8 protein-coding genes are annotated in these 26976 nt (G+C 74.6%); 2 read left to right on the top strand and 6 right to left on the bottom strand.

Going from position 1 to position 26976, the window contains the following annotated elements; all coding sequences use genetic code 11:
* The first annotated feature begins 9 nt into the window (after positions 1 to 9).
* Complete coding sequence (locus tag BJY14_RS36095; RefSeq protein ID WP_312879576.1) at positions 10 to 1083, top strand: S1 family peptidase; 1074 nt, start codon at positions 10 to 12, stop codon at positions 1081 to 1083.
* A gap of 289 nt (positions 1084 to 1372) precedes the next feature.
* Positions 1373 to 2428, top strand: a complete 1056-nt coding sequence (locus BJY14_RS36090; protein WP_312879575.1) for a S1 family peptidase — start codon at positions 1373 to 1375, stop codon at positions 2426 to 2428.
* A 76-nt stretch (positions 2429 to 2504) separates the two neighbouring features.
* On the opposite strand, the gene BJY14_RS36085 is transcribed toward BJY14_RS36090, so the two are convergent.
* Genes BJY14_RS36085 through BJY14_RS36060 form a run of 6 tightly spaced genes read right to left on the bottom strand, consistent with a single transcriptional unit; the run spans position 2505 to position 26776 of the window.
* Positions 2505 to 3239 carry a thioesterase II family protein gene (locus tag BJY14_RS36085; protein ID WP_179847697.1) on the bottom strand — a complete coding sequence of 245 codons (735 nt, stop codon included), beginning with the start codon at positions 3237 to 3239 and terminating at the stop codon, positions 2505 to 2507.
* A complete protein-coding gene (locus tag BJY14_RS36080; protein ID WP_258943802.1) occupies positions 3236 to 3898 on the bottom strand; it encodes a GNAT family N-acetyltransferase in 663 nt (220 codons plus the stop codon). The genes BJY14_RS36085 and BJY14_RS36080 overlap by 4 nt, the downstream gene beginning before the upstream one ends.
* The gene (locus tag BJY14_RS36075) at positions 3891 to 4100 is read right to left on the bottom strand and encodes an MbtH family protein (protein ID WP_179847696.1); all 210 of its coding nucleotides are present in this window, start codon (positions 4098 to 4100) and stop codon (positions 3891 to 3893) included. The genes BJY14_RS36080 and BJY14_RS36075 overlap by 8 nt, the downstream gene beginning before the upstream one ends.
* A gap of 25 nt (positions 4101 to 4125) precedes the next feature.
* On the bottom strand, positions 4126 to 8079 hold the full coding sequence (locus tag BJY14_RS36070; RefSeq protein ID WP_312879574.1) for a non-ribosomal peptide synthetase: 3954 nt from the start codon (positions 8077 to 8079) through the stop codon (positions 4126 to 4128).
* Positions 8076 to 15839, bottom strand: a complete 7764-nt coding sequence (locus BJY14_RS36065; RefSeq protein ID WP_179847694.1) for a non-ribosomal peptide synthetase — start codon at positions 15837 to 15839, stop codon at positions 8076 to 8078. Before BJY14_RS36065 ends, BJY14_RS36070 begins: the two co-directional genes overlap by 4 nt.
* Positions 15836 to 26776 (bottom strand): non-ribosomal peptide synthetase, encoded by a 10941-nt coding sequence (locus BJY14_RS36060; RefSeq protein WP_179847693.1) that lies wholly within the window; start codon positions 26774 to 26776, stop codon positions 15836 to 15838. The genes BJY14_RS36065 and BJY14_RS36060 overlap by 4 nt, the downstream gene beginning before the upstream one ends.
* Positions 26777 to 26976: the final 200 nt, after the last annotated feature.

Raw genomic sequence — 26976 nt, 5'->3', positions numbered from 1 at the left:
GGAGGCATAGTGAAGATCCGTCCCAACCGCGTCCGCGGAGCCGCCGCCGCCACGGCGGCGGCCGGGCTCGTGGCGACCGCACTGGCCGCCGCCCCCGCCGCGAACGCGACCCTCGACGCGCCCGGCGGGCGCGCCACCGCCCCGGCCGACACCGGCGGGGTGGCCGCGAAGCTGGCGCAGCGGCTCGGCGACCGCAGCGCCGGCGCCTACGTGGACCAGGCCACCAGGAACCTGGTCGTCACGGTCACCGACGCCAGGGCCGCGCAGGCGGTCCGGGCGGCCGGGGCCGTGCCGAAGAGCGTCACGCGCAGCGGCGCGGACCTGAAGAAGGTCATGGCCGCGCTCAAGCGCGACGCGACCGTCCCGGGCACCGCCTGGGCCGTGGACCCGGCGGCCAACCAGGTCGTCCTCACCATGGACAGCACGGTCAAGGGAGCCAGGCTGACCAAGGTGCGCGGCGCCGCGACCAAGCAGGGTGCGGCCGTGCGCACCACGCGGGTCGCCGGGAAGTTCCGCACGTTCACCGCGGGCGGCGACCCCATCTACACCGGCAGCGCCCGGTGCTCACTGGGCTTCAACGTCAAGAAGGGAAGCGAGTACTACTTCCTCACGGCGGGGCACTGCACCGAGGCGGGCTCCACGTGGACCGACGAGTCGGGAGGCACGCTCGGCGGCAACGCCGGGAGCAGCTTCCCCGGCAACGACTACGGCCTCGTCAAGTACACCGCCGCCCCTGAGGACACGCAGGGCGGCGTCACGGTCAACGGCCAGTTCCAGGACATCACCGGCGCCGCGGAGGCCACGGTCGGCGAGACCGTGACCCGCAGCGGCAGCACCACCGGCGTCCACGACGGGCAGGTCACCGCGCTCGACCAGACGGTGAACTACCAGGAGGGCAGCGTCAGCGGCCTCATCCAGACGACGGTGTGCGCCGAGCCGGGCGACAGCGGCGGCCCGCTGTTCGCCGGGGCCGGCGCGGTCGGGCTGACCTCGGGCGGCAGCGGCGACTGCTCGTCCGGCGGCGTCACGTTCTTCCAGCCCGTGACCGAGCCGCTGTCGGAGTTCGGGGTCGAGATCTACTAGCGGCCCTCGGCGGCCCGCCGGAGCTCCCAGGCGGCGGGAGGCCTCGCGAGTTTCGGCCCCGGCCCTTTCCGCCTTTCCGGCGGAAAGGGCCGGGGCCGAACTTCGTTCTCACCCGGCGGGCGGCGGTTGGCATTGCCGGACTGACCACGCACGCCGCCCCGAGAGTGCCAACGGGAACGTGCCGAATTGGTCACCTTCTGCGTCTTACGTCCGCCTTGACGGTTCTTACACCATGTCGATGACCTCCGGCGCACCACACGGGTGCGCCCTATCCCCCGTGGAGGCACAAGTGAAGATCCGTCACAGGCGCGTCCGCGCCGCGGCCGTCACCACGACCGCGGCCGGCCTGGTGGCCGCCACCCTGGCCACCGCTCCCACCGCGTCCGCGGCACCGGCGGCCCCCGCCGCCCCCGCCGCTCCCGGCGACGTCGCCACGTCCCTGGCGCACCAGCTCGGAACCCGCAGCGCGGGCTCCTACATCAAGGACGGCAAGCTGGTCGTCACGGTCACCGACGCGCAGGCCGCCCAGGCCGTGCGCGCCGCGGGCGCGGTGCCGCGGACCGTCGCGCGCAGCGGCGCGGACCTGAAGAAGGTCGAGGCCGCCCTCAAGCGCGAGGCGACCGTCCCGGGCACCGCCTGGGCCGTCGACCCGGCGAGCAACCAGGTCGTCCTCAGCGTGGACGGCACGGTCAAGGGCGCGCGGCTCGAGAAGGTACGCGCGGCCGCGAGCAAGCAGGGCTCCGCGGTCCGCACCGAGAGCGTCGCCGGCAAGTTCCAGACGCTCACCCGGGGCGGCGAGGCCATCTACACCGGCGGCGCCCGGTGCTCGCTGGGCTTCAATGTCAGAAGGGGCGGCGGCTACGCCTTCATCACGGCCGGGCACTGCACCAACATCGGCTCGACCTGGACCGACAGCTCCGGCCGGACGCTGGGCCGCACCGCGGGCAGCAGCTTCCCCGGCAACGACTACGGCATCGTCACGTACTCGTCGACGCCCGCCGACACGCAGGGCACGGTCAGCCTGTACAGCGGCACCCGCGACATCACCAGCGCCGGGAACGCCGCGGTCAACCAGACCGTGTACCGCAGCGGCAGCACCACCGGCCTGCACAGCGGCCGGGTCACCGCCCTCAACCAGACGGTGAACTACCAGGAGGGCAGCGTCAGCGGCCTCATCCGCACCACGGTGTGCGCCGAGCCGGGCGACAGCGGCGGCTCCCTGTTCGCCGGGAACACCGCGCTCGGCCTGACCTCGGGCGGCAGCGGCAACTGCTCCTCGGGCGGGACGACGTTCTTCCAGCCCATCACCGAGCCGCTGTCGGTGTACAGCGCGTCCGTCTACTAGACGACCTCAGGAGGCTCCCCCTTCGGCGACGGGCCGCCCCCACCACGGACTCCCGTGGGGGCGGCCCGTCCGCGCGTCAGACGGCGGGGACCTCCAGGGTCCGCAGGACCTCGGCGAGCACGGCGGGCCGCTGGTCGGCCAGGTAGAAGTGCCCGCCGGGCAGCACCCTGAGCGCGAACCGCCCGCGGGTGGCGCGCGCCCAGCCGCGGGCCTGCTCCTCGTCCACGTGCGGGTCCGCGTCCCCGATGATCGCGGTGACCGGGGCGGTCAGCGGCGGCCCGGGCCGGTGCGCGTACTCCTCGACCAGCGTGAAGTCGTTGCGGACGTACGGCAGGACGAGCTCGCGCAGCTCCGGATCGGCGAGCAGCTCGGCGTCGGTCCCGCCGAGCCGCGCCAGCTCGGCGACGAGGCCGTCGTCGTCCTTGTCGCGGATGCGCTCGTCGCCCCGGTCGTCGGGCGGGCGGGCCCCGGACGCGAACACGTGCACCGGGGCGGTGCCCCGCTCCTCCAGCAGCCGCGCCACCTCGTAGGCGAGGACGGCGCCCATGCTGTGCCCGAACAGCGCGGCGGGCCGGTCCATCAGCGGCGCCATCGCCCCCGCGATGAGCCGGGCGAGCTGGTGCGCGTCGGTGACGAACGCGTCCGCCATCCGGTCGGCGCGCCCCGGGTACTGGACGGACTGCACCTCGACGGCCGGGCCGGCCTCCTTGGCCCACGACCGGTAGAACACCGCCGACCCGCCCGCGTGCGGTAGGCAGAACAGCCGCATCGACGCCCAGGGGCGCGTCTCGGGACAGCGGAACCAGGTCACGTGATCAACTCCTCCTCCTCGTGCCGGCGGGACGCCGCGCGGGGGTCGCGCGGCAGCGGCCACGGCGCGACCCGCGGGTCCGGCACGAGCTTCGGCGCGGTGCTCTCCGCCGCCACCTTAAAGCCCCGCCGCCGGTAGTTGGCGATGGCGTTCGGATGGTCGAGGCTGCTGGTGCGCAGCCACACCCGCGCCGCGGGCCCGCTGGTGAGGGCCCACAGCTCGCCGCGCTGCCAGGCGCGGCGGGTGCACTGCTCGACGAGGTAGCCGCCGTAGCCGCGCCCGACGAACGCGGGGGTGAGCCCCACCAGGTGGATCTCGGTGTCGCCGCCGGGCTGCGCCTCGATCTCGAAGAAGCCGGCGATGGTGCCCTCGGCCATGGCGATCCACGTGGACAGCTCCGGGCGCTCCACCCAGGCCCGCCACCGCTCCCACGTCCACGGGAAGCGGTCGGTCCAGCAGACGCGGGCGCCGACGGTCGCGTACAGGGCGCGGCTGACGTCCGGGGACGGCACCCCGGCGAGGGTGAACGTCATCTCGACGCCCGGCAGCGGCGCGGGACGCAGGTCGGCGGCGTCCAGCATCTCCATCTCCCACTCGGTGACCGAGGGGATCCGCAGATGCGCGGTCTCCGGATGCGGCCCCGAGCCCGCCTCACTCACCCATGGCCTCGATGAGGCTCTTCGGCCGCATGTCCGTCCAGTTCTCGTTGACGAAGTCGAGGCACGCCTGGCGGGTGTCCTCGTCCTTGGCCACCGTCCAGCCGGCGGGGACCTCCGCGAACGACGGCCACAGCGAGTGCTGGCCCTCGCCGTTGACGAGCACGAGGTAGGTGCCGTCGGGGTCCTCGAAGGGGTTCGACATGGGTTGTTCCTTTCCGTGCCTGGCTTCAGTGGTCCCGCGTTCCGCTGTGCAGTTTGTCGAGCCTGGCGGCCAGGACGGCGCCCATCTCGGCGGCCGGGCCGGGGTCCAGGAGCAGGTGGTGCTCGGCGTCGACCGGGTAGTCCTCGATCTCGCCCTCCACGAGCGGGCCCCAGTTGGCCCGCCCGGTGGGCGACTCGCCGGTGCGGCCCTGGAGGGCGGTGAAGAACACCAGGTCGCCGCGGAACCGTCCCGGCCGGTACTCCTCGGCCTGCCGGAGCCCGTTCTCGTAGTTGCGGTAGACGTTGACGAGGTCGTCCTCGCCGAGGGTGGCGAGGGCGTCGTCGCGGTCGGCGAGGATCCCCATGATCTGCTGCATGTCGGGGTCGCCGTCCGGGGCGATCGCCGCGGCGTCGACGCCGATGCCCTGGAGCAGCTCGTGCAGGATCTTCCGCTCGTCGCCCGCGAGGTCCTGGCCGTGGTAGGAGTCGATGAGCGCGAGCAGCCCGACGGTCTCGCCCGCGGCCTGGAGCCGGACGGCCATCTCGTAGGCGACGAGGCCGCCGAGGGACCAGCCCACGAGGTGGTAGGGCCCGGCCGGCCGGACGGACCTGATCTGCTCCAGGTAGTCCGCGGCCATCTCCGCGACCGACTCGGGCAGGTCGGATCGCGTGAAGGCGCGGGCCTGAAGCCCGTAGACCGGCTGGTCGGGCCCGAGGTGGCGCTGGAACTGCAGGTAGGGCCAGGCGAGGCCGCCGGCGGGGTGGACGAAGAACACCGGCGGGCGGGATCCGGACGTCCGGATGGGGAGCAGCACCTCGAAGCCGATCCGGTCGTCCGGGTCGCCGACCCTGGCGAGCGCCTCGACGGTCTGGTGGGTGAACACGTCGCGGGGCGTCAGCTCGACGCCGGCCTGCCGGGCGCGGGTGGAGAGCCTCAGCGCGGCGATGCTGTCGCCGCCGAGGTCGAAGAAGCTGACGTCGGCGGCGACCCGGTCGAGGCCGAGGACGTCGGCGACGATCCCGCACAGCCGCTCCTCCTCCGGGGTGCGCGGGTCGCGGCCGCCGGCGGCGCCGGCGTAGTCGGGGGCGGGCAGGGCGCGCCGGTCGAGCTTGCCGGTCGGGCCGACGGGGAACGTGTCCAGCCCGACGAACGCGGCGGGCACCATGTACTCGGGCAGCCGCGCCCGGACGAACTCGCGCAGGCCGTCCAGCGGCCGCCCGCCGCCCGCCTCCTGGGAGCCGTGGCCCCGGGGGGAGAGCGCGGGCGCGATGACGTAGGCGACGAGGGCCTTGGCGCCGGACGCCTCCTCCCGGGCGATCACGGCGACGTTGGCGACGTCCGGGTGCGCGGCGACCGCCGCCTCGACCTCGCCCAGCTCGATCCGGAATCCGCGGATCTTGACCTGGAGGTCGGCGCGGTCGACGTACTCCAGGTTCCCGCCCGGCCGCCACCGCATCAGGTCGCCGGTCCGGTACATGCGCTCGCCCGGCGCGCCGAACGGGTCGGCGACGAACCGCTCGGCGGTGAGCGCGGGCCGCCGCAGGTAGCCGCGGGCGACGCCGGCGCCCGCGAGGTAGGCCTCGCCGACGACGCCGGGCGGGACGGGACGCAGCCCCTGGTCCAGCACGTACACGCGCATGTCGTCGTAGGGCCGGCCGAGCACGGGCGTGCGCTCCGCCGGGTCGGCGAGGGGCCCGCGCAGCGGCGCGGCGGTCGCGTACGTGGTGGCCTCGGTGGGCCCGTACATGTGGACGACCTCGGTGTCCGGGCAGGCGGCGAGGACCTTGCGCATCACGGCGGGCGACCCGGCCTCCCCGCCGGTCAGGACCTCGCGGAGCCGGGCGAAGGCGTGCGGGCGCTCCTCGCCGACCAGGTTGAACAGGGTGGTGGTGAGGAAGGCGGCGGTGAGGTCCTCGGTCTCGACGATCTCCTGGAGGGTCGCGCCGTCGAGGGGGCCGGGGGGCGCGAAGACGGCGGTGCCGCCGTTCAGCAGCGGCGTCCACAGCTCGTAGGTCGACGCGTCGAACGCGTGCGAGGAGTGGACGAGGACCCGGTCGTGGGCGCCGCCCCGGAGCCGGCTGTCGGTGGCGAGGTCGACGGCGTCGCGGTGCGTCACCATGACGCCCTTTGGCAGGCCGGTGGAGCCGGAGGTGAAGAAAACGCAGGCGAGCCGGCCGGGGAGGCACGGCACGCCCGGGTCGGTGTCCGGCGCGCCGGCGAGGTCCGGGCCGTCCACGGCGACGATCCGCGCGGCGGTGCCGAGGGCGGCGGCCTTGCCGCGCATGGGGCCGTCGACGAGCAGGACGGGCGCTTCGACCTCGCCGATCGCCCACGCGATCCGCTCCGGCGGCTGGCCGGGGTGGAGGGGCGCGTAGGCTCCGCCCGCCTTGAGGACCGCCAGGGACGCGACGGCGACGTCGGCGGACCGTTCGAGCAGGAGCGCGACGCACGTCTCCGGGCGGACGCCCAGTTCGATCAGCCGGTGCGCCAGCCGGTTCGCGCGCGCGTCCAGTTCCGCATAGGTGATCGACTCGCCCGCCGCGCGGACGGCGGTCGCGTCCGGGGTCTTCGCGCACTGCGCGGCGAACCGGCCGGTGAGGGTGCCGGGGGCGCGGCCCGTCCCGGTCCCCTGCCAGTTCCGCAGGACGTCGTCGCGTTCCCCGTCGTCCAGGACGGGGACACGGCCGAGGGGCAGGTCCGGCCGGTAGGCGACGGCGTCCAGGACGCGCAGGAGGCGCCGCATCAGCCGCTCGGCGTCGTCCGGGCCGAACAGGACGGGGCGGTGGTCGATGCGCAGGGACAGGCGGCGGCCGGGGACGGCGGCGAACGTCAGCGGGTAGTGGGTGGCGTCGTACCCGTCCACGTCGCGGAGGGTCAGCCCGCCGAGGTCGGCTCCGGCGGCGTTTGGGTCGAACGGGTAGTTCTCCAGGACCGTCATCGTGTCGAACAGCGTCCCGGCGCCGGTGAGGCGCTGGATGTCGGCGAGGCCGAGGTGGTGGTGCGGCATCAGCGCGGCCTGCTCGTCCTGGAGGCGGGTGAGCGCCTCGGCGACGGTGTCGGCGGGGCGGACGCGGACGCGGATCGGCAGCGTGTTGATGAACAGGCCGACCATCTGCTCGACGCCGGGGAGCTCCGGCGGGCGGCCCGACACGGCGGCGCCGAACACCACGTCGCTCGCGCCCGTGAGGCCGCTGAGCAGCGTCGCCCAGGCGAGCTGCACGACCGTGTTCAGGGTGACGCCCTGGGCGCGGGCCCGCGCGTTGAGCGCGGAGGTGAGCTCCTCTGTGAGGCGGGTCCGGACGCGCCCGGGCGTGCCGTCGCCGTCGCCCGGTTCGGGCGCGCCGGGTGCGACGAGCGTGGGCTCGTGGACACCGTCGAGGGCGCGGCGCCAGGCGTCCTCCGCGGCGGCGCGGTCCTGCTTCGCGAGCCACGCCAGGTAGTTCTTGTAGGGGGTGACGCGCGGCATGCCGGTGTCGTCGCCCCTGGTGAGGTAGAGCGCGAACAGCTCGGTCTGCAGGACGGGCGTGGACCAGCCGTCCAGCAGGATGTGGTGGTTGGTGAAGACCATGCGGTGCAGGCCGTCTTCCAGCCTGATGAGCATGAACCGCAGCAGCGGCGGCTTGGCCATGTCGAACGGGCGGGCGCGTTCGGCGGCGGCCAGTTCGCGGGCCCTGGTCTCGCGTTCGGGTCCGGGCAGGGCGGACAGGTCCTCGTCCCGCCACGGCAGCCGCACCATGCGGTGGACGACCTGGACCGGGGAGCCCTCCTTGCGCTGCCGGAACCCGGCCCGCAGGTTCGCGTGCCTCCGCAGGAGGGCCGCCGCGGCGGCCTTCAGCGCGTCCGCGTCCAGCGGGCCGCGCAGGTCGAGCACGATCTGCGCGGTGTAGACGTCGTGACCGGAGTCGTAGAGGGCGTGGAAGAACAGCCCCTCCTGCAACGGGGACAGCGGGAGGATGTCCTCAAGCTGCGACTTGCTCACTCCGGCTCCCATTCGCCGTCGAGCTCGGCGGCGAGCTCGTCGATCTCGTCCTGGCTGACGTCCACCAGGGAAAGGTCCGAGGGGGTGAACCCGCCGACGGGGCCCTCGGCGGCACCGCCGGCGACGTGCGCGACGAGGCCGCGCAGCGCCGCGAACCACCGGCCCGCGAGGTCCTCGATCGCGGCGGCATCGAACAGGCCGCCGGCCCACGTCCACGTCGCGGACAGTTCGGGGCCGCCCGGCAGGTCGCGGGTGTGCGCGTTGACCTCGACGGGGTGGACGAGGCCGAGCGCGGCGTCCTGGCCGGTGCCGAGGGCGTCGTTCTCGGCCTGGTCCGCCGGCCCCCAGTCGGTGGCCTCGGGGGCGGCGGAGCGGCCGAGGTAGTTGAACGCGATCTGCGGGTGCGCGCGCAGCCGCTCGCCGGTCGCGGGGTTGAGATGGCGGAGCAGCCCGTACCCGACGCCGTTGTCGGGGATCTCGCGCAGCTGCTCCTTGACCCGCTTGAGGGCGGTGCCCACGGCCTGGCCGCCCTCGCGGACGTCGGCGGGCTCGACCAGGCCGGCGTCGAGGCGCACCGGGTGGATGGAGGTGAACCAGCCGGCGGTGCGGGACAGGTCGACGCCGGGGACGATCTCCTCGCGGCCGTGCCCTTCGAGGTCGATGAGGACGGCCGTCTCCTCGGACGTGCCGCGCTCGCGCCGCCATTCGGCGACGGCGAGGGCGAGCCCGGTGAGCAGCACGTCGTTGACCCGCCCGTGGAAGGCGGCCGGGACCTCGGTGAGCAGCGGGCCGGTCACGTCGGCGGGCAGGCCGAGGGTGAGGTGCCGGGCCGTCCCGAACGTGTCGGCGGCCGGGTCCAGCGGGCGGGCGCCGAGAACGGGGTCGGGGGTGGCGAGGACGTCCTCCCAGAGCGGCAGCTCCGCCGTGCGGGCGGGGTCGGACGCCTCGGCGGCGAGGCGCTGCGCCCAGCGGCGGAACGAGGTCGGGACGGGGTCCAGCGCTCCCCCGGCCCACGCGGTGACCAGGTCGGGCAGCAGGATCCGCCAGGAGACGCCGTCCACGGCCAGGTGGTGGAGGGTGAGCAAAAGGCGGCCGGACGCTGCGGGGCCCGCGTCGAACCAGACGAGCCGCGCCATGATCCCGGCGGCCGGGTCGAGGGCGCGGCGGGCGGCCTCCGCCTCGGCGGCGAGCACGGCGCGCAGGTCCTCGGCGCCGAGTCCGGCGACGTCCACGCGGCGGACGAGGGGCGCGGCGTCGACGGCGCCGGGCTCGGCGACCTCGAACTCGGCGCCGGTCACGCGGAGGCGGAGCATGTCGTGGTGGTCCAGGACTGCCTGGAGCGCGCCGGTCAGCCGGCCGGCGCCGAGGCCGGGCGGCACCTGGAGCAGCATGCGCTGGCTGTAGCCGTCCACGGGGCCGCGCAGCTCCTGGAACCAGTGCATGATCGGGGTGGCCGGGACGCGGCCGATGCCCGCGCCGGGCGCCTCCGCTTCGGTCCGTTCGCCTTCGCCGACCGGGCGGGCGGTCGCGGCCAGTTCCTCGACGGTCTGGTGCTGGAACACGTCGCGGGGTGTGATGACCAGGCCGGACTGGCGGGCGCGCGAGACGAGCTGGATCGCGATGATCGAGTCACCGCCCAGGTCGAAGAACCCGTCGTCGATCCCGACCCGCTCCAGGCCGAGGACTTCGGCGAACAGGCGGGCGAGGGTCTCCTCCTCCGGGGTGCGCGGGGCACGCGACGACGCCCTGGCCGCGAAGTCCGGCGCGGGCAGCGCTTCGCGGTCCAGCTTGCCGTTGGAGGTCAGCGGCAGGGCGTCCAGCTCCACGACCGCCGCCGGGACCATGTGCTCGGGGAGATCCTTGCCGGCGAAGCGGCGCAGTTCGGACGGGTCGATCCCCGCTCCGACGACGTAGGCGACGAGGCGCTCGTCCCGGACGATCACGGCGGCGTCGGAGACGGCGTGGTGGCGGGCGAGGACCGACTCGATCTCGCCCGGCTCGATCCGGAAGCCGCGCAACTGCACCTGCTGGTCACCACGGCCGAGGTATTCGAGCGTCCCGTCACGACGCCAGCGGCCCAGGTCACCCGTCCGGTACATCCGGGCACCGGGCACACCGTGCGGATCGGCGACGAACCGCTCGGCCGACAGACCCGGACGATTCAGATACCCGCGCGCCAAACCCGCACCCGCGACGTACAACTCCCCCACCACACCCGGCGGAACCGGCTGGAGACGGCCGTCGAGAACGTACACGCGAAGGTCAGGGATACCGGTGCCGATGAGGCTCCCGGTCGCCGTCGCCGCATGGACCCGATCCAGCGCCAGGTAGGAGACATGCACGGTCGTCTCAGTGATCCCGTACATGTTGACCAGCGTCGGCGCGTCCTCGGGATGCCGGGAGTACCAGTCCTCCAGGCGCCCCAGGTCAAGGGCCTCACCGCCGAACACGATGTACCGCAGCGCCAGATCAGCGCCCGGACGCTCCTTGTCCGCCGCCATCAACTGGTAGAACGCCGACGGAGTCTGGTTGAGAACCGTCACCTCCTCCGTAGCGAGCAGGGCCAGGAAGTCCTCGGGCGAACGCGAGGTCAAGTAGGGGACGACGACGAGCCTGCCGCCGTACAACAGCGATCCCCACAGCTCCCAGACCGAGAAGTCGAACGCGTAAGAATGGAAGAGCGTCCAGACGTCCTCCGGACCGAACTCGAACCACTTCTCAGTCGAACGCAGCAACCGCACCACGTTCTGATGCGGAACCACCACACCCTTCGGACGCCCCGTCGAACCCGACGTATAGATGACGTACGCCGGATGGTCCGGGTCGACGGCCACTCCGGGATCGGTCGCGGGGAGGCCCGGGTCGTCCAGGCCCTCCAGGTCTTCTGGGCGCAAGGTCAGGACGGGCCGCGCGTCCTGGACCATGTAGGCGATGCGGTCCTCCGGGTAGCCGGGGTCGATCGGCACGTACGCCGCCCCCGCCTTCAGCACTCCGAGGATCGCCACCACCAGATCCGCCGAACGCGGCAGAGCCAAGGCAATGAACTGCTCAGGTCCCACACCCAGCCCGGCGAGCCGGTGCGCGAGACGGTTCGCCCTCGCGTTCAGCTCGGCATACGTCCACGACACGCCCTCGAAGGTGAGGGCGGGCGCGTCCGGGCGGGCCGCCGCCTGCGCTTCGAACAGCGCCGGGATCGTCGTGCGCGGGACGTCGCCGCCCTTGCCGCCCGCCCAGCGGCGCAGCAGGGTGCGGCGCTCGCCGCGGTCGAGGATGTCGGCGGTGGTGACGGGCGCGTCGGGGTCGGCCGCCAGTTCGCGGACGAGGCGCTCGAAGCGGTCCGCGATGGACACGGCGGTTCCGGCGTCGAAGAGGTCGAGGGCGTATTCGAGACCGGCCTCGATCCCGCCGGGGGCGCCGTCGTCGCCGTGCCGTTCCTCCAGGTAGAGGGACAGGTCGTACTTGGCGGCACCCGAGACGAGGGGTTCGGCGCCGCCGGTGAGCCCGTCCATCTCCAGCCGCGCCTCCGGGTTGTTCTGGAACGACAGGACGACCTGGAACAGGGGATGGCGCGCCATCGAGCGCGCCGGGTTGAGCACCTCGACGAGCCGCTCGAAGGGGACGTCCTGGTGGGCGTAGGCGGCGAGGTCGGTCTCCTTCACCCGCCCGATCAGCTCCCGGAACGACGGGTCCCCCGAGGTGTCGGTCCGCAGGACGAGCATGTTCACGAACATGCCGACGAGGTCGTCCAGCGCCTCGTCCGTCCGGCCCGCGATGGGCGACCCGATCGGCACGTCCGTCCCCGCCCCGAGCCGCGTCAGCAGCGCGGCGTAGGCCGCCTGCATGACCATGAACAGCGTCGCGCCGTTCTCGCGGGCGAGCCCGAGGAGCCGTGCGTGGAGTTCGGCGTCCAGCTCGAACGTGTGCGTTCCGCCCCGGTAGGACGCCTGCGCCGGACGCGGCCGGTCCGCCGGCAGCGGCAGCTCCTCCGGCAACCCGGCCAGAGCGTCCCGCCAGTACGCGATCTGCCTGGACACCAGGCTCTCCGGATCCTCCTCGGACCCGAACAGCTCACGCTGCCACAGCGTGTAGTCCGCGTACTGCACGGGCAGCGGCGCCCAGTCCGGCGCCGTCCCGCCGGCACGCGCCGCGTAGGCGAGGATCACGTCGCGGGCCAGCGGCGCCATCGACCAGCCGTCCGCCGCGATGTGGTGCAGGACCATCATGAGGACATGCGCGTCACCGTCCGCCCCGGAGCCGAGCGCGAACAGGCGGGTGCGCAGCGGCGGCTCGACCGACAGGTCGAAGCCGCGCCCGGCCTCCGCCGCCAGCGCCGCCGGGAGCGCCGCCTCGCCGGTCTCGGCGACGTCGAGCCGGGGCCGCGCGGCGGCCGGTTCGAGGACGAGCTGGCGGGCGGTCCCGGACCCGTCCGGGAAGATCGTGCGGAGCGGCTCGTGCCGCGCCACCACGTCGGCGAGGGCGGCGCGCAGCGCGTCCAGGTCGAGGGAGCCGTTGAGGCGCAGCGCGATCGGCATGTTGAACGTCGCCGACGGGCCCTCGAACCGGTTGAGGAACCACAGCCGCTGCTGCGCGTAGGACAGCGGCACGACGTCCGGGCGCTCGGCGCGCACCAGCGGAGGGCGCACGTCGCCGGTGGAGCCCGCGACGCGTTCGGCGAGGCCTGCGACGGTCGGCGCCTCGAACAGCGCACGGACGGGCAGCTCGGCGCCGAGCGCGGAACGGATCCGGCCGGTGAGGCGGGTGGCGGTGAGCGAGTCGCCGCCGAGGTCGAAGAACCCGTCGTCCACGCCGACCCTCGGCACGCCGAGCACCTCCGCGAACAGCCCGCAGAGGATCTCCTCGCGCGGGGAGCGGGGCGCGCGGCCGCCGCCCGGTGCGGCGTCGGGGGCGGGCAGCGCGGCCCGGTCGAGCTTGCCGTTCACGGTCAGCGGCAGCGCGTCCAGGACGGTGAGCGCGGGGACCATGTAGTCGGGCAGCCGCTCGGCCGCGTGCCGGCGGACGGCCGCGACGTCGACGTCCGGCCCGACGAGGTAGGCGGCGAGGCGCCCGCCGCCGCGCCCGTCGTCGCGGACGACCACGGCGGCCTGCGCGACGCCGCCGCAGCCCGCGAGGACGTTCTCGATCTCGCCGGGCTCCACCCGGTACCCGCGGATCTTCACCTGGTCGTCGGTGCGGCCGAGGTACTCCACCGACCCGTCCGGGCGCCACCGGGCCAGGTCGCCGGTCCGGTACATGCGGTCACCGGGCGCGCCGTACGGGTCGGCCACGAACCGCTCGGCGGACAGTCCGGGCCGGTTCAGGTAACCGCGCGCGAGCTGCGATCCCGCCAGGTACAGCTCGCCGGGGACGCCGGCCGGGACGGGCTGGAGCGCGGTGTCCAGCACGTAGGCGCGGGTGTTGCGGTAGGGCGAGCCGACCGACGGGTGCTCGCTGAGCGCGACCGCCTGGTTCATGGTGTCGACGGTCGACTCGGTGGGCCCGTAGAAGTTGCGCGTGGCGAGGCCGGGCACGGCGCGGAGTTCGGCCCACAGGCTCTCGCTGACGGCCTCGCCGCCGAGGAGGAGCTGCGAGGGCCGGTGCCGTCCGTCGTCGTCCAGCAGTCCGGCCTCGCGGAGCGAGGTGAAGTGCGACGGGGTGGTGTTCACCAGGTCGATCCGCGCGCGTGCCACGTAGTCGGCGTACGCCTTGACGTCGCGCCGGGTCTCGTCGTCGATGAGGTGCAGCTCGTGGCCGTACATCATCCACAGCAGGCCCATCCAGGACGTGTCGAACGAGAACGACGCCAGGTGCGCGAACCGCATGCGGCGCCCGCCGGCGGCCTCGACGGCCGGGTCGATGAACGCGTCCCGGTGCGCCTCGAAGTAGTTGAGGACGCCCGCGTGCGGGACGGTCACGCCCTTGGGGCGCCCGGTGGACCCGGACGTGTAGATGACGTACGCGGCGTTCTCGGCCCGCAGTGCCCGGATCCGCTCACCGTCGGTCGGTGCGTGCCCCGGCCGCTCGCTCGCGTCCGCGCATCCGCCGCCCGTGACGATCAGGACCGGCCGCCCGTGCCCGGCTCCGTCCGGCGCGCTCCCGTCGGTGATGGTGAGAGCGGGCCCGGCGTCGTCCAGCATGAAGGCGATGCGGTCGGCCGGATACTGCGGGTCGATCGGGACGTAGGCGGCGCCCGCCTTGAGGACGCCGAGGATCGCGACGACGATCCCGGGGGTGCGCGGGAGGACCAGGGCCACGCGGTCCTCGGGGCCGATCCCCCGGGCGATCAGCTCGTGGGCGAGGCGGTTGGCGCGCCCCTCCAGCTCCGCGTACGTGAGGGAGGTGCCGCCGCAGACGAGGGCCACGTCCTCCGGGGTGCGCGCGGCCTGGGCCTCGAAGAGGGCCGGGAGGGTGCCGGACGGGACGGGACCGGCGGTGTCGTTCCAGCCGGCCAGCAGGGCCCGCTGGTCCTCCCCCGCCAGGTCCACGGCGCCGATCGGCCGGCCGGAGTCCTCGGCGAACGCCTCCAGGACGCGGCGGACGCGGGCGAGGAGCGCCACGACGGCCCCGTGCTCGTAGACGTCGGGGCGGTAGTGCAGGCGCAGCGACAGCCGCTCGCCGGGCACGGCCACCAGCGAGAGGGGGAAGTGCGTCGCGTCGTAGGAGTCGGCGGCGGCGACGCGCACGCCGTTGAGGGAGCCGTCCATCGAGGACGGGTCGAAGGGGTAGTTCTCCAGGACCGTCATCGTGTCGAACAGCGCGCCGCCGTGGCCCGCCGCCCGCTGGATCTCGGTGAGGCCCAGGTGGTGGTGGGCGAGGAGTTCGGTCTGCTCGTCCTGGAGGCGTTCCATGAGGGAGGCGAGCGGCTCGTCCATCCGGTAGCGGACGCGGATCGGCAGCGTGTTGATGAACAGCCCGATCATCTGCTCGATGCCGGGCAGCTCCGGCGGCCGGCCGGACACCGTCGACCCGAACACCACGTCGCGCCGGCCGAGGAGGCGGCCGAGGACCAGGCCCCAGGCGCCCTGCAGGACGGTGCTCAACGTGACGCCGTGGCGGCGGGCCGCGCGGGTGAGGCGCCGGGTGGTGCGCTCGTCGAGGTCGGCGACGGTCGGCCTCGGGGGCCGCGGGGCGCGGGCGGTGGCCTCGGGGGCGACGAGGCTGGGCTCGTCCAGGCCGTCGAGGGCGCGGCGCCACGCGTCCCGCGCGGCGGAGCGGTCCTGCCCGGCGAGCCACGCCAGGTAGTTCTTGTACGGGGTGACGCGCGGCATGCCCGTGTCGTGGCCGCCCTGCATGTAGAGCAGGAACAGCTCGGTCGCGAGGATCGGCGTGGACCAGCCGTCCAGCAGGATGTGGTGGTTGGTGAGGATCAGCCGGTGGCGCTCGGGGCCCGTCCGGACGAGGACGAACCGCAGGAGCGGCGGCGCGGTCATGTCGAAGCCGCGCGCCCGCTCCCGGGCGACGACGGCGTCCGCCTCCGCCCCGGACGCGGTGACCTCCTCCCACGGCAGCTCGACCGTGCGCGGGATCACCTGGACCGGACGCGACAGGTCCTCGTGCCAGAACGCGGCGCGCAGGTTGGCGTGCCGGCGCAGCAGCGTCCCGGCGGCGGCGCGCAGCGCGGCGGCGTCCAGCGGCCCTTCCAGGTCGAGGACGAGCTGGGCCGTGTAGACGTCCCCGTCGCCCGCGTCGACGAGCGCGTGGAAGAAGAAGCCCTGCTGCAGGGGCGACAGCGGCAGGATGTCCTCGAGGTCCCCCCGGTTCACGATTTCTGCCTCCACGCGGTCTGCAGCTTGTCGATCTCGCTCTGGTCCAGGTCCACGAGCAGGTCGGACGGGGTGAAACCGCCCGCGTCCCCGGCGGCCACGTCCGCGGCGAGGGCGCGCAGCGCGGTGAACCATCCCGCGGCGAGGTCGCGGACGGCGGCGGCCTCCAGCAGCCCGTCCGGCCACGTCCAGGTCGCCGACAGCACCGGCCCGCCGGGCAGGTCCCGGGTGACGGCGTTGATCTCCAGGACGTGCGCCGCCGGCATCGCGGGGTCCTCCCCGGCGATGAGCTCCTCGGGGGCGAGCGTCCAGTCGCCGCCGTCCCCGGCCGCGACCCGGCCGAGGTAGTTGAAGGCGATCTGCGCGGGCGGGACGCCGGCCAGCTCCGCGGCGGCCTCGCCGCCGCCGTGGCGCAGCAGCCCGTAGCCGATGCCGCCGTCCGGGACCGCCCTGAGCTGCTCCTTCACCGTCTTGAGCGCCGCGGTGCCGGTCTCGTGACCGGTGTCGAGCCGGACCGGGTGGATCGAGGTGAACCAGCCGGCGGTGCGGGAGACGTCGGCGCCGGGGACGACGTCCTCGCGGCCGTGGCCCTCCAGGTCGACGAGGACGCCGGAGCCGCGCCCGCCCCGGTGCCGCCGCCACTGGGCGACGGCGAGGGCGAGCCCGGTGAGCAGCACGTCGTTGACCCGCCCGTGGAAGGCGGCCGGGACCTCGGTGAGCAGCGGGCCGGTCACGTCGGCGGGCAGGTCGAGGGTGACCGAGCGGGCGCGCGCCGCGATGTCCACGCGCGGGTCGAGCGGCCGCACGGCGAGGCTCTGCGGCGGGCCGTCGACGATGTCGAGCCAGTCCTCCAGCTCGTCCTCGCCCGGCTCCGACACGGTGAGCCTCTGCGCCCAGCGGCGGAACGAGGTCGGCACGGGGTCGAGCGCTCCCCCGGACCACGCGGTGACCAGGTCGGGCAGCAGGATCCGCCAGGAGACGCCGTCCACGGCCAGGTGGTGCAGGACGACGAGGAGGCGGCCCTGCTCCCGGCCCGCGTCGAACCAGACGAGCTGCGCCACCGTCCCGGCGGCCGGGTCGAGCCGGTCGCGGGCGGCGGTGGCCTGCTCGGTGATGACGGACTGGAGCTTGTCGGCGTCCAGGCCGGCGACGTCCACCCGGGTCACCAGGGCGGCAGCGTCGCACGAGCCGGGCGGCCGGACGACGGGCTGCCATCCGTCCAGGCGGAGGCGCAGCATGTCGTGGTGGTCCAGGAGCGCCTGGAAAGCGCCGGTCAGCCGCTCGGCGCCGAGGTCCGGCGGCGTGCGCAGCAGCGCCGACTGGTGGAAGCCCCTGATCAGCGCGGCGTCCCCCGCCACCCGCTCGCGCAGCCACGCCACGATCGGGGTGACCGGGACGGGACCGATCCCGGCGCCGGGCGCCTCGGCCTCGGTCTCCTCTCCTTCGCCGACCGGGCGGGCGGTCGCGGCGAGCTCCTCGACGGTCTGGTGCTGGAACACGTCGCGGGGTGTGATGACCAGGCCGGACTGGCGGGCGCGCGAGACGAGCTGGATCGCGATGATCGAGTCACCGCCCAGGTCGAAGAACCCGTCGTCGGCCCCGACCCGCTCCAGTCCGAGGACTTCGGCGAACAGGCGGGCGAGGGTCTCCTCCTCCGGAGTGCGCGGAGCACGCGACGACACCTTCGCGGCAAAGTCCGGCGCGGGCAGCGCCGCGCGGTCGAGCTTGCCGTTGACGGTGAGGGGCAGCGCGTCCAGCTCGACGACGGCGGCCGGGACCATGTGCTCGGGGAGATCCTTGCCGGCGAAGCGGCGCAGTTCGGACGGGTCGATCCCCGCTCCGACGACGTAGGCGACGAGGCGCTCGTCGCGGACGATCACGGCGGCGTCGGAGACGGCGTCGTGCCTGGTCAGTACGGCCTGGATCTCGCCCGGCTCGATCCGGAAGCCGCGCAGCTGCACCTGCTGGTCACCACGGCCGAGGTATTCGAGCGTCCCGTCACGGCGCCAGCGGCCCAGGTCACCCGTCCGGTACATCCGGGTACCGGGGTCACCGTGCGGATCGGCGACGAACCGCTCGGCCGACAGACCCGGACGATTCAGATACCCGCGCGCCAAACCCGCACCCGCGACGTACAACTCCCCCACCACACCCGGCGGAACGGGCTGGAGACGGCCGTCGAGGACGTACACGCGAAGGTCAGGGATACCGGTGCCGATGAGGCTCCCGGTCGCCGTCGCCGTATGGACCCGATCCAGCGCCAGGTAGGAGACATGCACGGTCGTCTCAGTGATCCCGTACATGTTGACCAGCGTCGGCGCGTCCTCAGGATGCCGGGAGTACCAGTCCTCCAGGCGACCCAGATCGAGTGCCTCACCGCCGAACACGATGTACCGCAGCGCCAGATCAGCGCCCGGACGCTCCTTGTCCGCCGCCATCAACTGGTAGAACGCCGACGGAGTCTGGTTGAGAACCGTCACCCGCTCCCTCTCCAGGAGAGCGAGGAAATCCTCGGGCGAACGCGAGGTCAGGTACGGCACCACGACCAGGCGGCCACCGTGCAGAAGCGGCCCCCACAGCTCCCAGACGGAGAAGTCGAACGCATAGGAATGGAAGAGCGTCCAGACGTCCTCCGGACCGAACTCGAACCACTTCTCAGTCGAACGCAGCAACCGCACCACGTTCTGATGCGGAACCACCACACCCTTCGGACGCCCCGTCGAACCCGACGTATAGATGACGTACGCCGGATGGTCCGGGTCGACGGCCACCCCGGGGTCGGTGTCGTCCTCACCGGCGGCGTCCAGATCCTCCGGCCGCAGGGTGAGGACGGGCCGCGCGTCCTCGATCATGTAGGCGATGCGGTCGTCCGGATAGTCCGGGTCGATCGGCACGTACGCCGCGCCGGCCTTCAGGACGGCAAGGATCGCCACGACGAGGTCCGCCGAGCGCGGCAGGGCGAGCGCCACGAACTGCTCGGGCCCGACGCCCTGCCCGATGAGCCGGTGCGCGAGACGGTTCGCCCTCGCGTTCACCTCGGCATACGTCCACGACACCTCCTCGGACGACACCGCCACGGCGTCCGGACGCGCCGCCGCCTGCGCCTCGAACAGCGCCGGGATCGTCGCCCGCTCCGCCGGGGCCTCGGCCCGCCCGGCCCACTCGCCGAGGACCAGTGACCGCTCCTCCGGCGCGAGGACGTCCGCGGCTCCGATGGGCGAGTCCGGGTCTGCGAGCAGCGCGGACAGGTACCGCTCGAACCGCTCGACGAGCCGCCGCGCGGTGGCCGGGTCGTAGAGGTCGAGCGCGTACTCCAGCTCGCCGTCGAACCCCTCGGCGCGCTCGGTGAGGATCACGAGCAGGTCGAACCGGGACGCGCCGCCGGCCAGCGGCTCCAGCTCGGCGCTGAAGCCGGGCATCTCCAGCCGCACCTCGGGGTTGTTCTGGAACGTCAGGCCGACCTGGAACAGCGGATGGCGCGCCATCGAGCGCGCCGGGCTGAGCACCTCGACGAGCCGCTCGAAGGGGACGTCCTGGTGGGCGTAGGCGGCGAGATCGGTCTCCTTCACCCGCCCCACCAGCTCCCGGAACGACGGGTCCCCCGAGGTGTCGGTCCGCAGGACGAGCATGTTCACGAACATCCCGACGAGGTCGTCCAGCGCCTCGTCCGTCCGGCCCGCGATCGGCGACCCGATCGGCACGTCCGTCCCCGCCCCGAGCCGCGTCAGCAGGGCGGCGAACGCGGCCTGGGCGACCATGAACGGGCTCGCGCCGGTCTCCCGGGCGATCTTCATGAGTCCGGCGCGGACATCGCCGCCGAGCCGGAACCGCTCCGTCCCGCCCCGGTAGGACGCCTGCGCCGGACGCGGCCGGTCCGCCGGCAGCGGCAGCTCCTCCGGCAACCCGGCCAGAGCGTCCCGCCAGTACGCGATCTGCCTGGACACCAGGCTCTCCGGATCCTCCTCGGACCCGAACAGCTCACGCTGCCACAGCGTGTAGTCCGCGTACTGGACGCGCAGCGGCGCCCAGTCCGGCGCCGTCCCGCCGGCCCGCGCCGCGTACGCGGTGACGAAGTCGCGGGCGAGCGGCGCCATGGACCAGCCGTCGCCGCCGACGTGGTGCAGGAGCAGCAGCATGACGTGCTCGTCCGGACCGACCCGGAACAGGTGGGTGCGCAGCGGCGGCTCGGCGGTGATGTCGAACGCGTATCCGGCGGCCATGGCGAGCCGGACCGGCAGTTCCGCCTCGGTCGTCTCGGAGATCTCGAGCTCGGGGCGGGCGGCGGCCGGGGCCAGGACGAGACGGCGCGGCGCTCCCCCGGCGTCCGGCAGGATCGTGCGGAGCGTCTCGTGCCGTTCGACCAGGTCGCCGATCGCGGCGCGGAGCGCGTCCGCGTCCAGGGGTCCGCGGATGCGCAGCGCGACCGGCATGTTGTAGGTCGCCGACGGGCCCTCCAGCCGGTTCAGGAACCACAGGCGCTGCTGCGCGTAGGAGGGCGGGACCACGTCGGGGTGCTCGCGGGGCTCCAGCGGCGGGCGGCCGGACGCCGTGCCCTCCAGCGCGGCGACCCGCGCGGCGAGCCCGGCGACGGTGGGCGCCTCGAACAGGGCCCGGACGGGCAGCTCGGCTCCGAGGGCCCGGCGGATCCGGGTCGCCACCCGCATGGCGACGAGCGAGTCGCCGCCGAGGTCGAAGAAGTCGTCGTCGATGCCCGGGGTTTCGATCCCGAGCAGGCCGGCGACGATGTCCGCTATCGCGGCCTCGCGGGCGTCGCGGGGCGCCCGGTAGGGAGTGCCGGCGACGGCGAGTTCAGGCTTGGGCAGCGCCTTGGTGTCGACCTTCCCGTTGGGCGTGAGCGGCAGCTCGTCCATGACCACCACGACGGCGGGCACCATCGACTCGGGGAGGTTCTCCCGGACGTGGGCGCGCAGCTCCTCGGGGTCCACGCCGGCGCCCGGCGCGGCGACGACGTAGGCGACCAGCCGGCTGCCGCCGGGCGCGGTCCCCCGCCCCGCCGGGGCGCCGGGCGCGGCCAGCCCGGCCCGCGCGTCGTCGGCGCCGGGCAGCGTGATGTCGCCGACGGGGCGGTCCGGCTCGGCGACGAGGGTCTGGACGAGGCCGTCCAGCAGCGCGGTCAGCCGCTCCGCGGTGGCGCGGCCGACGACGTCCGGCCGGTACTCCAGCCGGAGCCGGAGCCGTTCGCCCGGGACGGCGAGCAGGGTCAGCGGGTAGTGGGTGGCGTCGACCAGGTCGGCGTCCGCCAGCCGGACGCCGCCGAACTCCGCCTCCAGCAGCCCGGCGTCGAGGGGATAGTTCTCGAACACCGTCATGGTGTCGAAGAGCGGGCCGGTCCCGGCCGCCCGCTGGATCTCGCCCAGCCCGAGGTGGTGGTGGGCGAACAGCGCCGACTGCTCGTCCTGGAGGCGGCCGAGGCTCTCCATGAGGGTCTCGGCCGCGCGCAGCCGGACCCGGACCGGCAGCGTGTTGATGAACAGCCCGACCATCTGCTCGGACCCGGCCAGTTCGGGCGGGCGCCCGGACACCGTGGCGCCGAACACCACGTCGTCGCGGCCGGTGAGGCGCGCCAGCAGCAGCCCCCACAGCCCCTGCACGACGGTGTTGACGGTGAGGCCGTGGCGCCGCGCCCGGGCGGTCAGCCCGTCGGACAGTTCCGCGCTCAGGTCGAGGACGACGTGCTCGGGGAGCACCGGCGGGCGGCCGGCGGCCGCGGGGGCCAGGAGCGTCGGCCCGGCGATCCCGTCCAGCGCCGCGCGCCACGCGTCCCGGGCGGCGTCGCCGTCCTGGGCGGCCAGCCAGGCCAGGTGCTCCCGGTACGGCGCGGTGGGCGGCGGCCGCTCTCCGGCGTACAGGGTCAGGAGTTCGCCGGCCAGCACGGGGATCGACCAGCCGTCGAGCACGATGTGGTGCGCGGTGAGCAGGAGGCGGTGGCGGCCGGGGCCCAGCCGGAGCAGCGCGAAGCGCAGCAGCGGCGGACGCTCCAGGTCGAAGGGGCGGGCCCGCTCGGCCGCCATGGCCTCCCGGACCCGCGCGGCGGGGGCGCCGACGAGGTCGGTCTCCTCCCAGGGCGCTTCGGCCTCGCCGAGCACGATCTGCACGGGGTCGCCGCCGCCGGTCTGCGCGAACGCGGCCCGCAGGCCCGGGTGCCGGTCGACCAGCCCCTGCCCGGCGGCGCGCAGGGCGGCGGCGTCGAGGGGGCCCTCGAAGTCCAGGACGAGCTGGGCGGTGTAGACGTCGGAGCCGGAGTCGAGCAGCGCGTGGAAGAAGAAGCCCTGCTGGAGCGGGGACAGGGGCCAGACGTCCCTCAGCCCCGGGTGCGCCGCCTCCGCCTCGGCGACCTCCGGCCGCGTCAGCGGGACCAGCGGGAAGTCGGACGGCGTGGGCCCGCCGCCGCCCGCGGCGACGTGCGCGGCGATGCCGCGCAGGGCCTCGAACCAGGCGGTGGCCAGCTCGCGGACGTCCGCGCCGTCCAGGATCCGGGCCGCCCACGTCCAGGTGGCCGACAGGCGCGGCCCGGCGGCCGAGTCGCGGGCGATCGCGTCGATCTCCACGGTGTGGGCGAGCGGCATGGCGGCGTCCCCGCCGCCGTCCAGGGCCCCCGCCTCGGCGGCGATGCTCCAGTCGCCGTCCGCGGTCTCGACCCGGCCGAGGTAGTTGACGACGATCTGCGGCGCCGGGGACGCGGCGAGCTCCGGTCCGGTCGCGGCGTTCAGGTGGCGCAGCAGGCCGTAGCCGACGCCGTTGTCCGGCAGCGAGCGGAGCCGCTCCTTGACGTTCCGGACGGCCTCCCCGGCCGCCGCGCCGCCGGCGCGGACGTCGTCCCACGCCGCGTCGCCCGCGTCGAGCCGGACGGGGAACATGCTGGTGAACCAGCCCACCGTGCGTGAGAGGTCGAGCGCTGCACCGTCGCCGAGGTCTTCGCGCCCGTGGCCTTCCAGGTCCACCAGCACGGCGGAGTCGCGCGTGCCGGTCCCCCGGCGGCGGCGCCACTCGGCCACGGCGAGGGCCAGCCCGGCGAGCAGGACGTCGTTCACCCGGCCGTGGAAGGCGGCGGGCACGCCGGTCAGCAGCGCCGACGTGGTGGCCTCGTCCAGTTCGAGGGTCAGGCTCCCGGCCGTGCCGCGGGTGTCCTCGGCCGGGTCCAGGGGGCGTCCGCCGAGCAGCGGGTCCTCCGTCCGCAGCATCTCGGTCCACAGGCCGAGTTCGGCGACCCGGCGATCGGTGACCGCCTCCTCGGCCAGCCGCCGGGCCCACCGGCGGAAGGACGTGCCGACCGGGTCCAGCCGGACGGGCGCCCCGGTGGCGCTCGCCGCCCAGGCGGCGACGAGGTCGGGCAGCAGGATCCGCCAGGACACGCCGTCGACGACGAGGTGGTGCAGCACGGCCAGCAGGCGGCCCGGCGCGTCCGCGCCGGCGTCCAGCCACACGAGCCGCACCATCGCCCCGGAGGCGGGGTCCAGCTGCCCGCGGGCGAGCGCGGCCTGCGCCCTCGCGGTCTCCGCCAAGGCCGCGTCATCGGCTCCGGCGACGTCGACCCGGAGGACGCACGCGGCCGCGTCGACCGTCCCCGGCGGGGCGATCCGCGGCTCGCCGCCGTCGGGAACGCTCATCCGGAGGGCGTCGTGGTGGTCGAGCACGGCCTGCAGCGCACGGGTCAGATGCTCCGCGCCCAGTCCCGGCGGGGTGCGCAGCAGGACGCTCTGGCTGAACCCGGCGGCCGGACCGTCCAGATCCCGCAGCCACCGCATGATCGGGGTCGCCGGGAACCCGCCCACGCCGGCCCCGGGCTCCTCGGCCGCGCCGCCCGCGCCGCCCCGCGCCGCGTCCTCCGCCGGCCGCGCGACCCGCGCGAGGGACTCCACCGTCGGGTGCCGGAACACCTCCCGCGGCGACAGCAGCAGCCCGGCCCCCCGGGCCCGCGACACCAGCCGCATGGCGATGATCGAGTCGCCGCCGAGGTCGAAGAAGCCGTCGTCGATCCCGACCCGCGCGACGCCCAGCACCTCGGCGAACAGGTCCGCCAGCAGCTTCTCCGCGGGGGTGCGCGGCTCGCGGCCGGACGCCCGCGCCGCGAAGTCGGGGGCGGGCAGCGCCGCGCGGTCGAGCTTGCCGCTGGGGTTCAGCGGCAGTGCCTCCAGGGGCACCACCGCCGCCGGGACCATGTAGGCGGGCAGCGTCTCGCCGACGAAGCGGCGCAGCTCGCCGGGGTCGGCGGAGCCGCCGGGCGCCGGGACCACGTAGGCGACCAGCCGCGGGTTCCCCGGCTGGTCCTCGCGGTGCACCACCGCGACCTGGCCCACCGCGGGATGCCGGGCGAGCGCGGACTCGATCTCGCCCGGCTCGATGCGGAAGCCGCGGATCTTCACCTGGTGGTCCAGGCGGCCGAGGTACTCCAGCCGCCCCGCGCCGTCCCAGCGGGCCAGGTCGCCCGTGCGGTACATGCGCTCGCCGGGCGTCCCGAACGGGCAGGCGACGAACCGCTCGGCGGTGAGAGCGGACCGGTCCAGGTAGCCGCGGGCCAGGCCCTCGCCCGCCAGGTACAGCTCTCCGGGCGCCCCCACCGGTACGGGTTCGAGCGACGCGTCCAGCACGTAGGCGCGGGTGCCCGCGATCGGGCCGCCGATCGGGGCGCGGCCGGCGGGGTCGCCGTCGTCGAACCAGGCCGTCGCGTAGACGGTCGCCTCGGTGGGCCCGTAGATGTTGGAGATGCGGGCCTTCGGCATGAGGGCCCGCAGATCCCGGACGAGCTTCGCGGGCAGCGCCTCCCCGGCGAGCACGACGTCGCCCGCCTCCAGCGCCGGGGCCCCCGTCGCCAGCAGGGCGGACACCGCCGACGGCACGCCGCTGACCAGCGTCCCGGACCAGCCGCCCCGCTCGGCGACCTCCAGCAGGTCCCGGACGACCTCGATGCCGCCGCCCATCGTGAGGGGCGCCAGCCACTCGAACACCGACACGTCGAAGTTCAGCGACGTGGAGAACAGCACGCGGGCGAGGCGGCCGGGGCCGAAGTCCTCCCGCGCCCACGCGCACAGGTCGACGACGCCGGCGTGCGAGACGACGACGCCCTTCGGCCGTCCGGTCGACCCCGAGGTGTAGATGACGTAGGCGGCGTTGCCGGGGCGGAGCGGACGGACCCTCTCCGCGTCGGTTACGGCGGCGGGCGGGCCGCCGCCGGGCGGGCCGCCGAGGGCGAGCGCGTCCAGCTCGACCCGGGGCGTTCCTCCGGGCAGGACGGCGTCCGAGGTCGTGACGACGCAGACCGGGGACGCGTCGTCCAGCATGAACGCGATGCGGTCCGCCGGGTAGGCCAGGTCGACCGGGACGTAGGCCGCGCCCGCCTTCAGCACGGCGAGCGCCGCGACGACCAGGTTCTCGTCGCGCGGGAGGGCGAGGGCGACGAAGTCCTCCGCGCCGACGCCGCGGCCGATCAGCAGGCGGGCGAGGCGGGTCGCGCGCTCGTCCAGCTCCCGGTAGGTGAGGGTCGCGCCGGCGTGCGTCACGGCGGGCGCGTCCGGCGTGCGGGCGGCCTGCGCCTCGAAAAGCTCCGGGACGACGGCGGGAGCGACGGGCCGCGCCGTGTCGTTCCACTCCTCCAGCACGCGGGACCGCTCGGCGGCGTCCAGCAGCTCCACGTCGCGCAGCGGCGTGGCCGGGTCCACCGTCCCCAGCAGGCGCATGAACCGCAGGTAGCGGTCCAGGTGCGCGGCGACCTGGTCCTCGGTGTACAGGTCCGGGTGCGCCTCGAAGTCGACGCGCATCCCGGCGCCGTCGAAGTTGTCGTAGACGTTGATCGACAGGTCGTCGACCGGACCGGTGGTGACCGCGTGCATCCGCGCCGGCAGGCCCGCGAAGTCCAGCCGGTAGTCGAAGGCCATGACATTGATGACCGGGCCGTACAGCCGGTGCCGCTCGCCCAGCAGCCTCAGGTCGCGCACCAGGTCGTCGCGCCGGTAGCGCTGGTGCCGCAGCGCCCGCGCGGTCGCCCGCGTCACGGCGCGGACCAGGCCGTCCACCGTCATGTCCGGGCGGACCCGGACCCGCAGCGGCAGGATCGTCGACAGCATCGCCGGCGTCTCCAGCGCCAGCCGGGACGTGCGGCCGGAGACGGCGAGGCCGAGGACGACGTCCTCGGCGCCGGTCATCCGCGCCACGTACGCGGCGGCCGCCGCGATCGCGAGGCCCGGCGTCGCCGTGCGCAGCAGCCGCGCCCCGGCGGCGAGGGCTGCGCTCTCCTCCGGCGGGACGACGCCGGTCAGGCTCCGGTGGTCTGCGGTGGGCTCGGCCGTCGCGTCCGACAGCGACACCGCCACCGGGCGGTCGGCGAACCGCTCGGTCCAGTAGGCGCGGTCCCGCTCGAACCGCTCCGACGCCCGGTACTCCTCCTCGTCGGCGAGCAGCGCCCGGTAGTCGCCGAGCTCCGCCGGGACGTACCCGCCGCCGGCCGCCAGCGACGTGTAGATCTCCGCGGCCCGGTGGGCGATCAGCGAGCCGCAGTACCCGTCCTGGATGATGTGGTGGGCGCGGATGAACCAGCGGTGCAGGTCCGGCGACAGCCGCAGCAGGGCGGTGGTGAAGAGCCGCTCGCCGTGCAGCGGCAGCGGCTCGGCCATCCGCTCCCGCGTCCACGCCCGCGCGGCGGCGTCCGGGTCGGGCTCGCCGGACAGGTCCACCAGCGGGATCGACACGGAGGCGTCCGGGTCGAGGATCTGGTGGACGGTCCCGTCCTCCTCCACCAGCCGCGCGTTCAGCGCGAGCACCTCGTGCGCGCCGATCCGCGCCACCCGGTCGAACAGCTCGTGGTCGAGCGGTCCCTCGATCTCGATGTACTGCGCGATGTGGATCGGCGTTCGCGGCGCCAGCTGCTGCGCGTACCAGACGCTGCGCTGGGCGGCCGAAAGGGGAACGTACTCGATGGACATCAGGCGGTGCTTTCCCGGTCGCAGGGGGTTTGCTTCACGCCCGGATTCGGGTCCGGCAAGACGCCGGCGGGCAGAAATTCAAAGAGAATGACCACAGAACTGATCGGGTTTCCCCGTCCCCTTTCACCCGAGTTTCCTCCGGGGACGCACATCGCCCGCGCGATCCCGGAGTCAACGCCCCGTGTTCCGGCCAATACGGA

It is taken from the genome of Actinomadura luteofluorescens (assembly GCF_013409365.1).
Classification (GTDB): Bacteria; Actinomycetota; Actinomycetes; order Streptosporangiales; family Streptosporangiaceae; genus Spirillospora; species Spirillospora luteofluorescens.
This window is presented reverse-complemented; position numbering and strand designations above follow the sequence as displayed.

What these genes read in the sequence shown, in the direction of transcription:
- BJY14_RS36060 (WP_179847693.1), bottom strand. Translation starts at nt 26,776, where the DNA reads ATGTCCATCGAGTACGTTCCCCTTTCGGCCGCCCAGCGCAGCGTCTGG.
- BJY14_RS36075 (WP_179847696.1), bottom strand. Translation starts at nt 4,100, where the DNA reads ATGTCGAACCCCTTCGAGGACCCCGACGGCACCTACCTCGTGCTCGTC.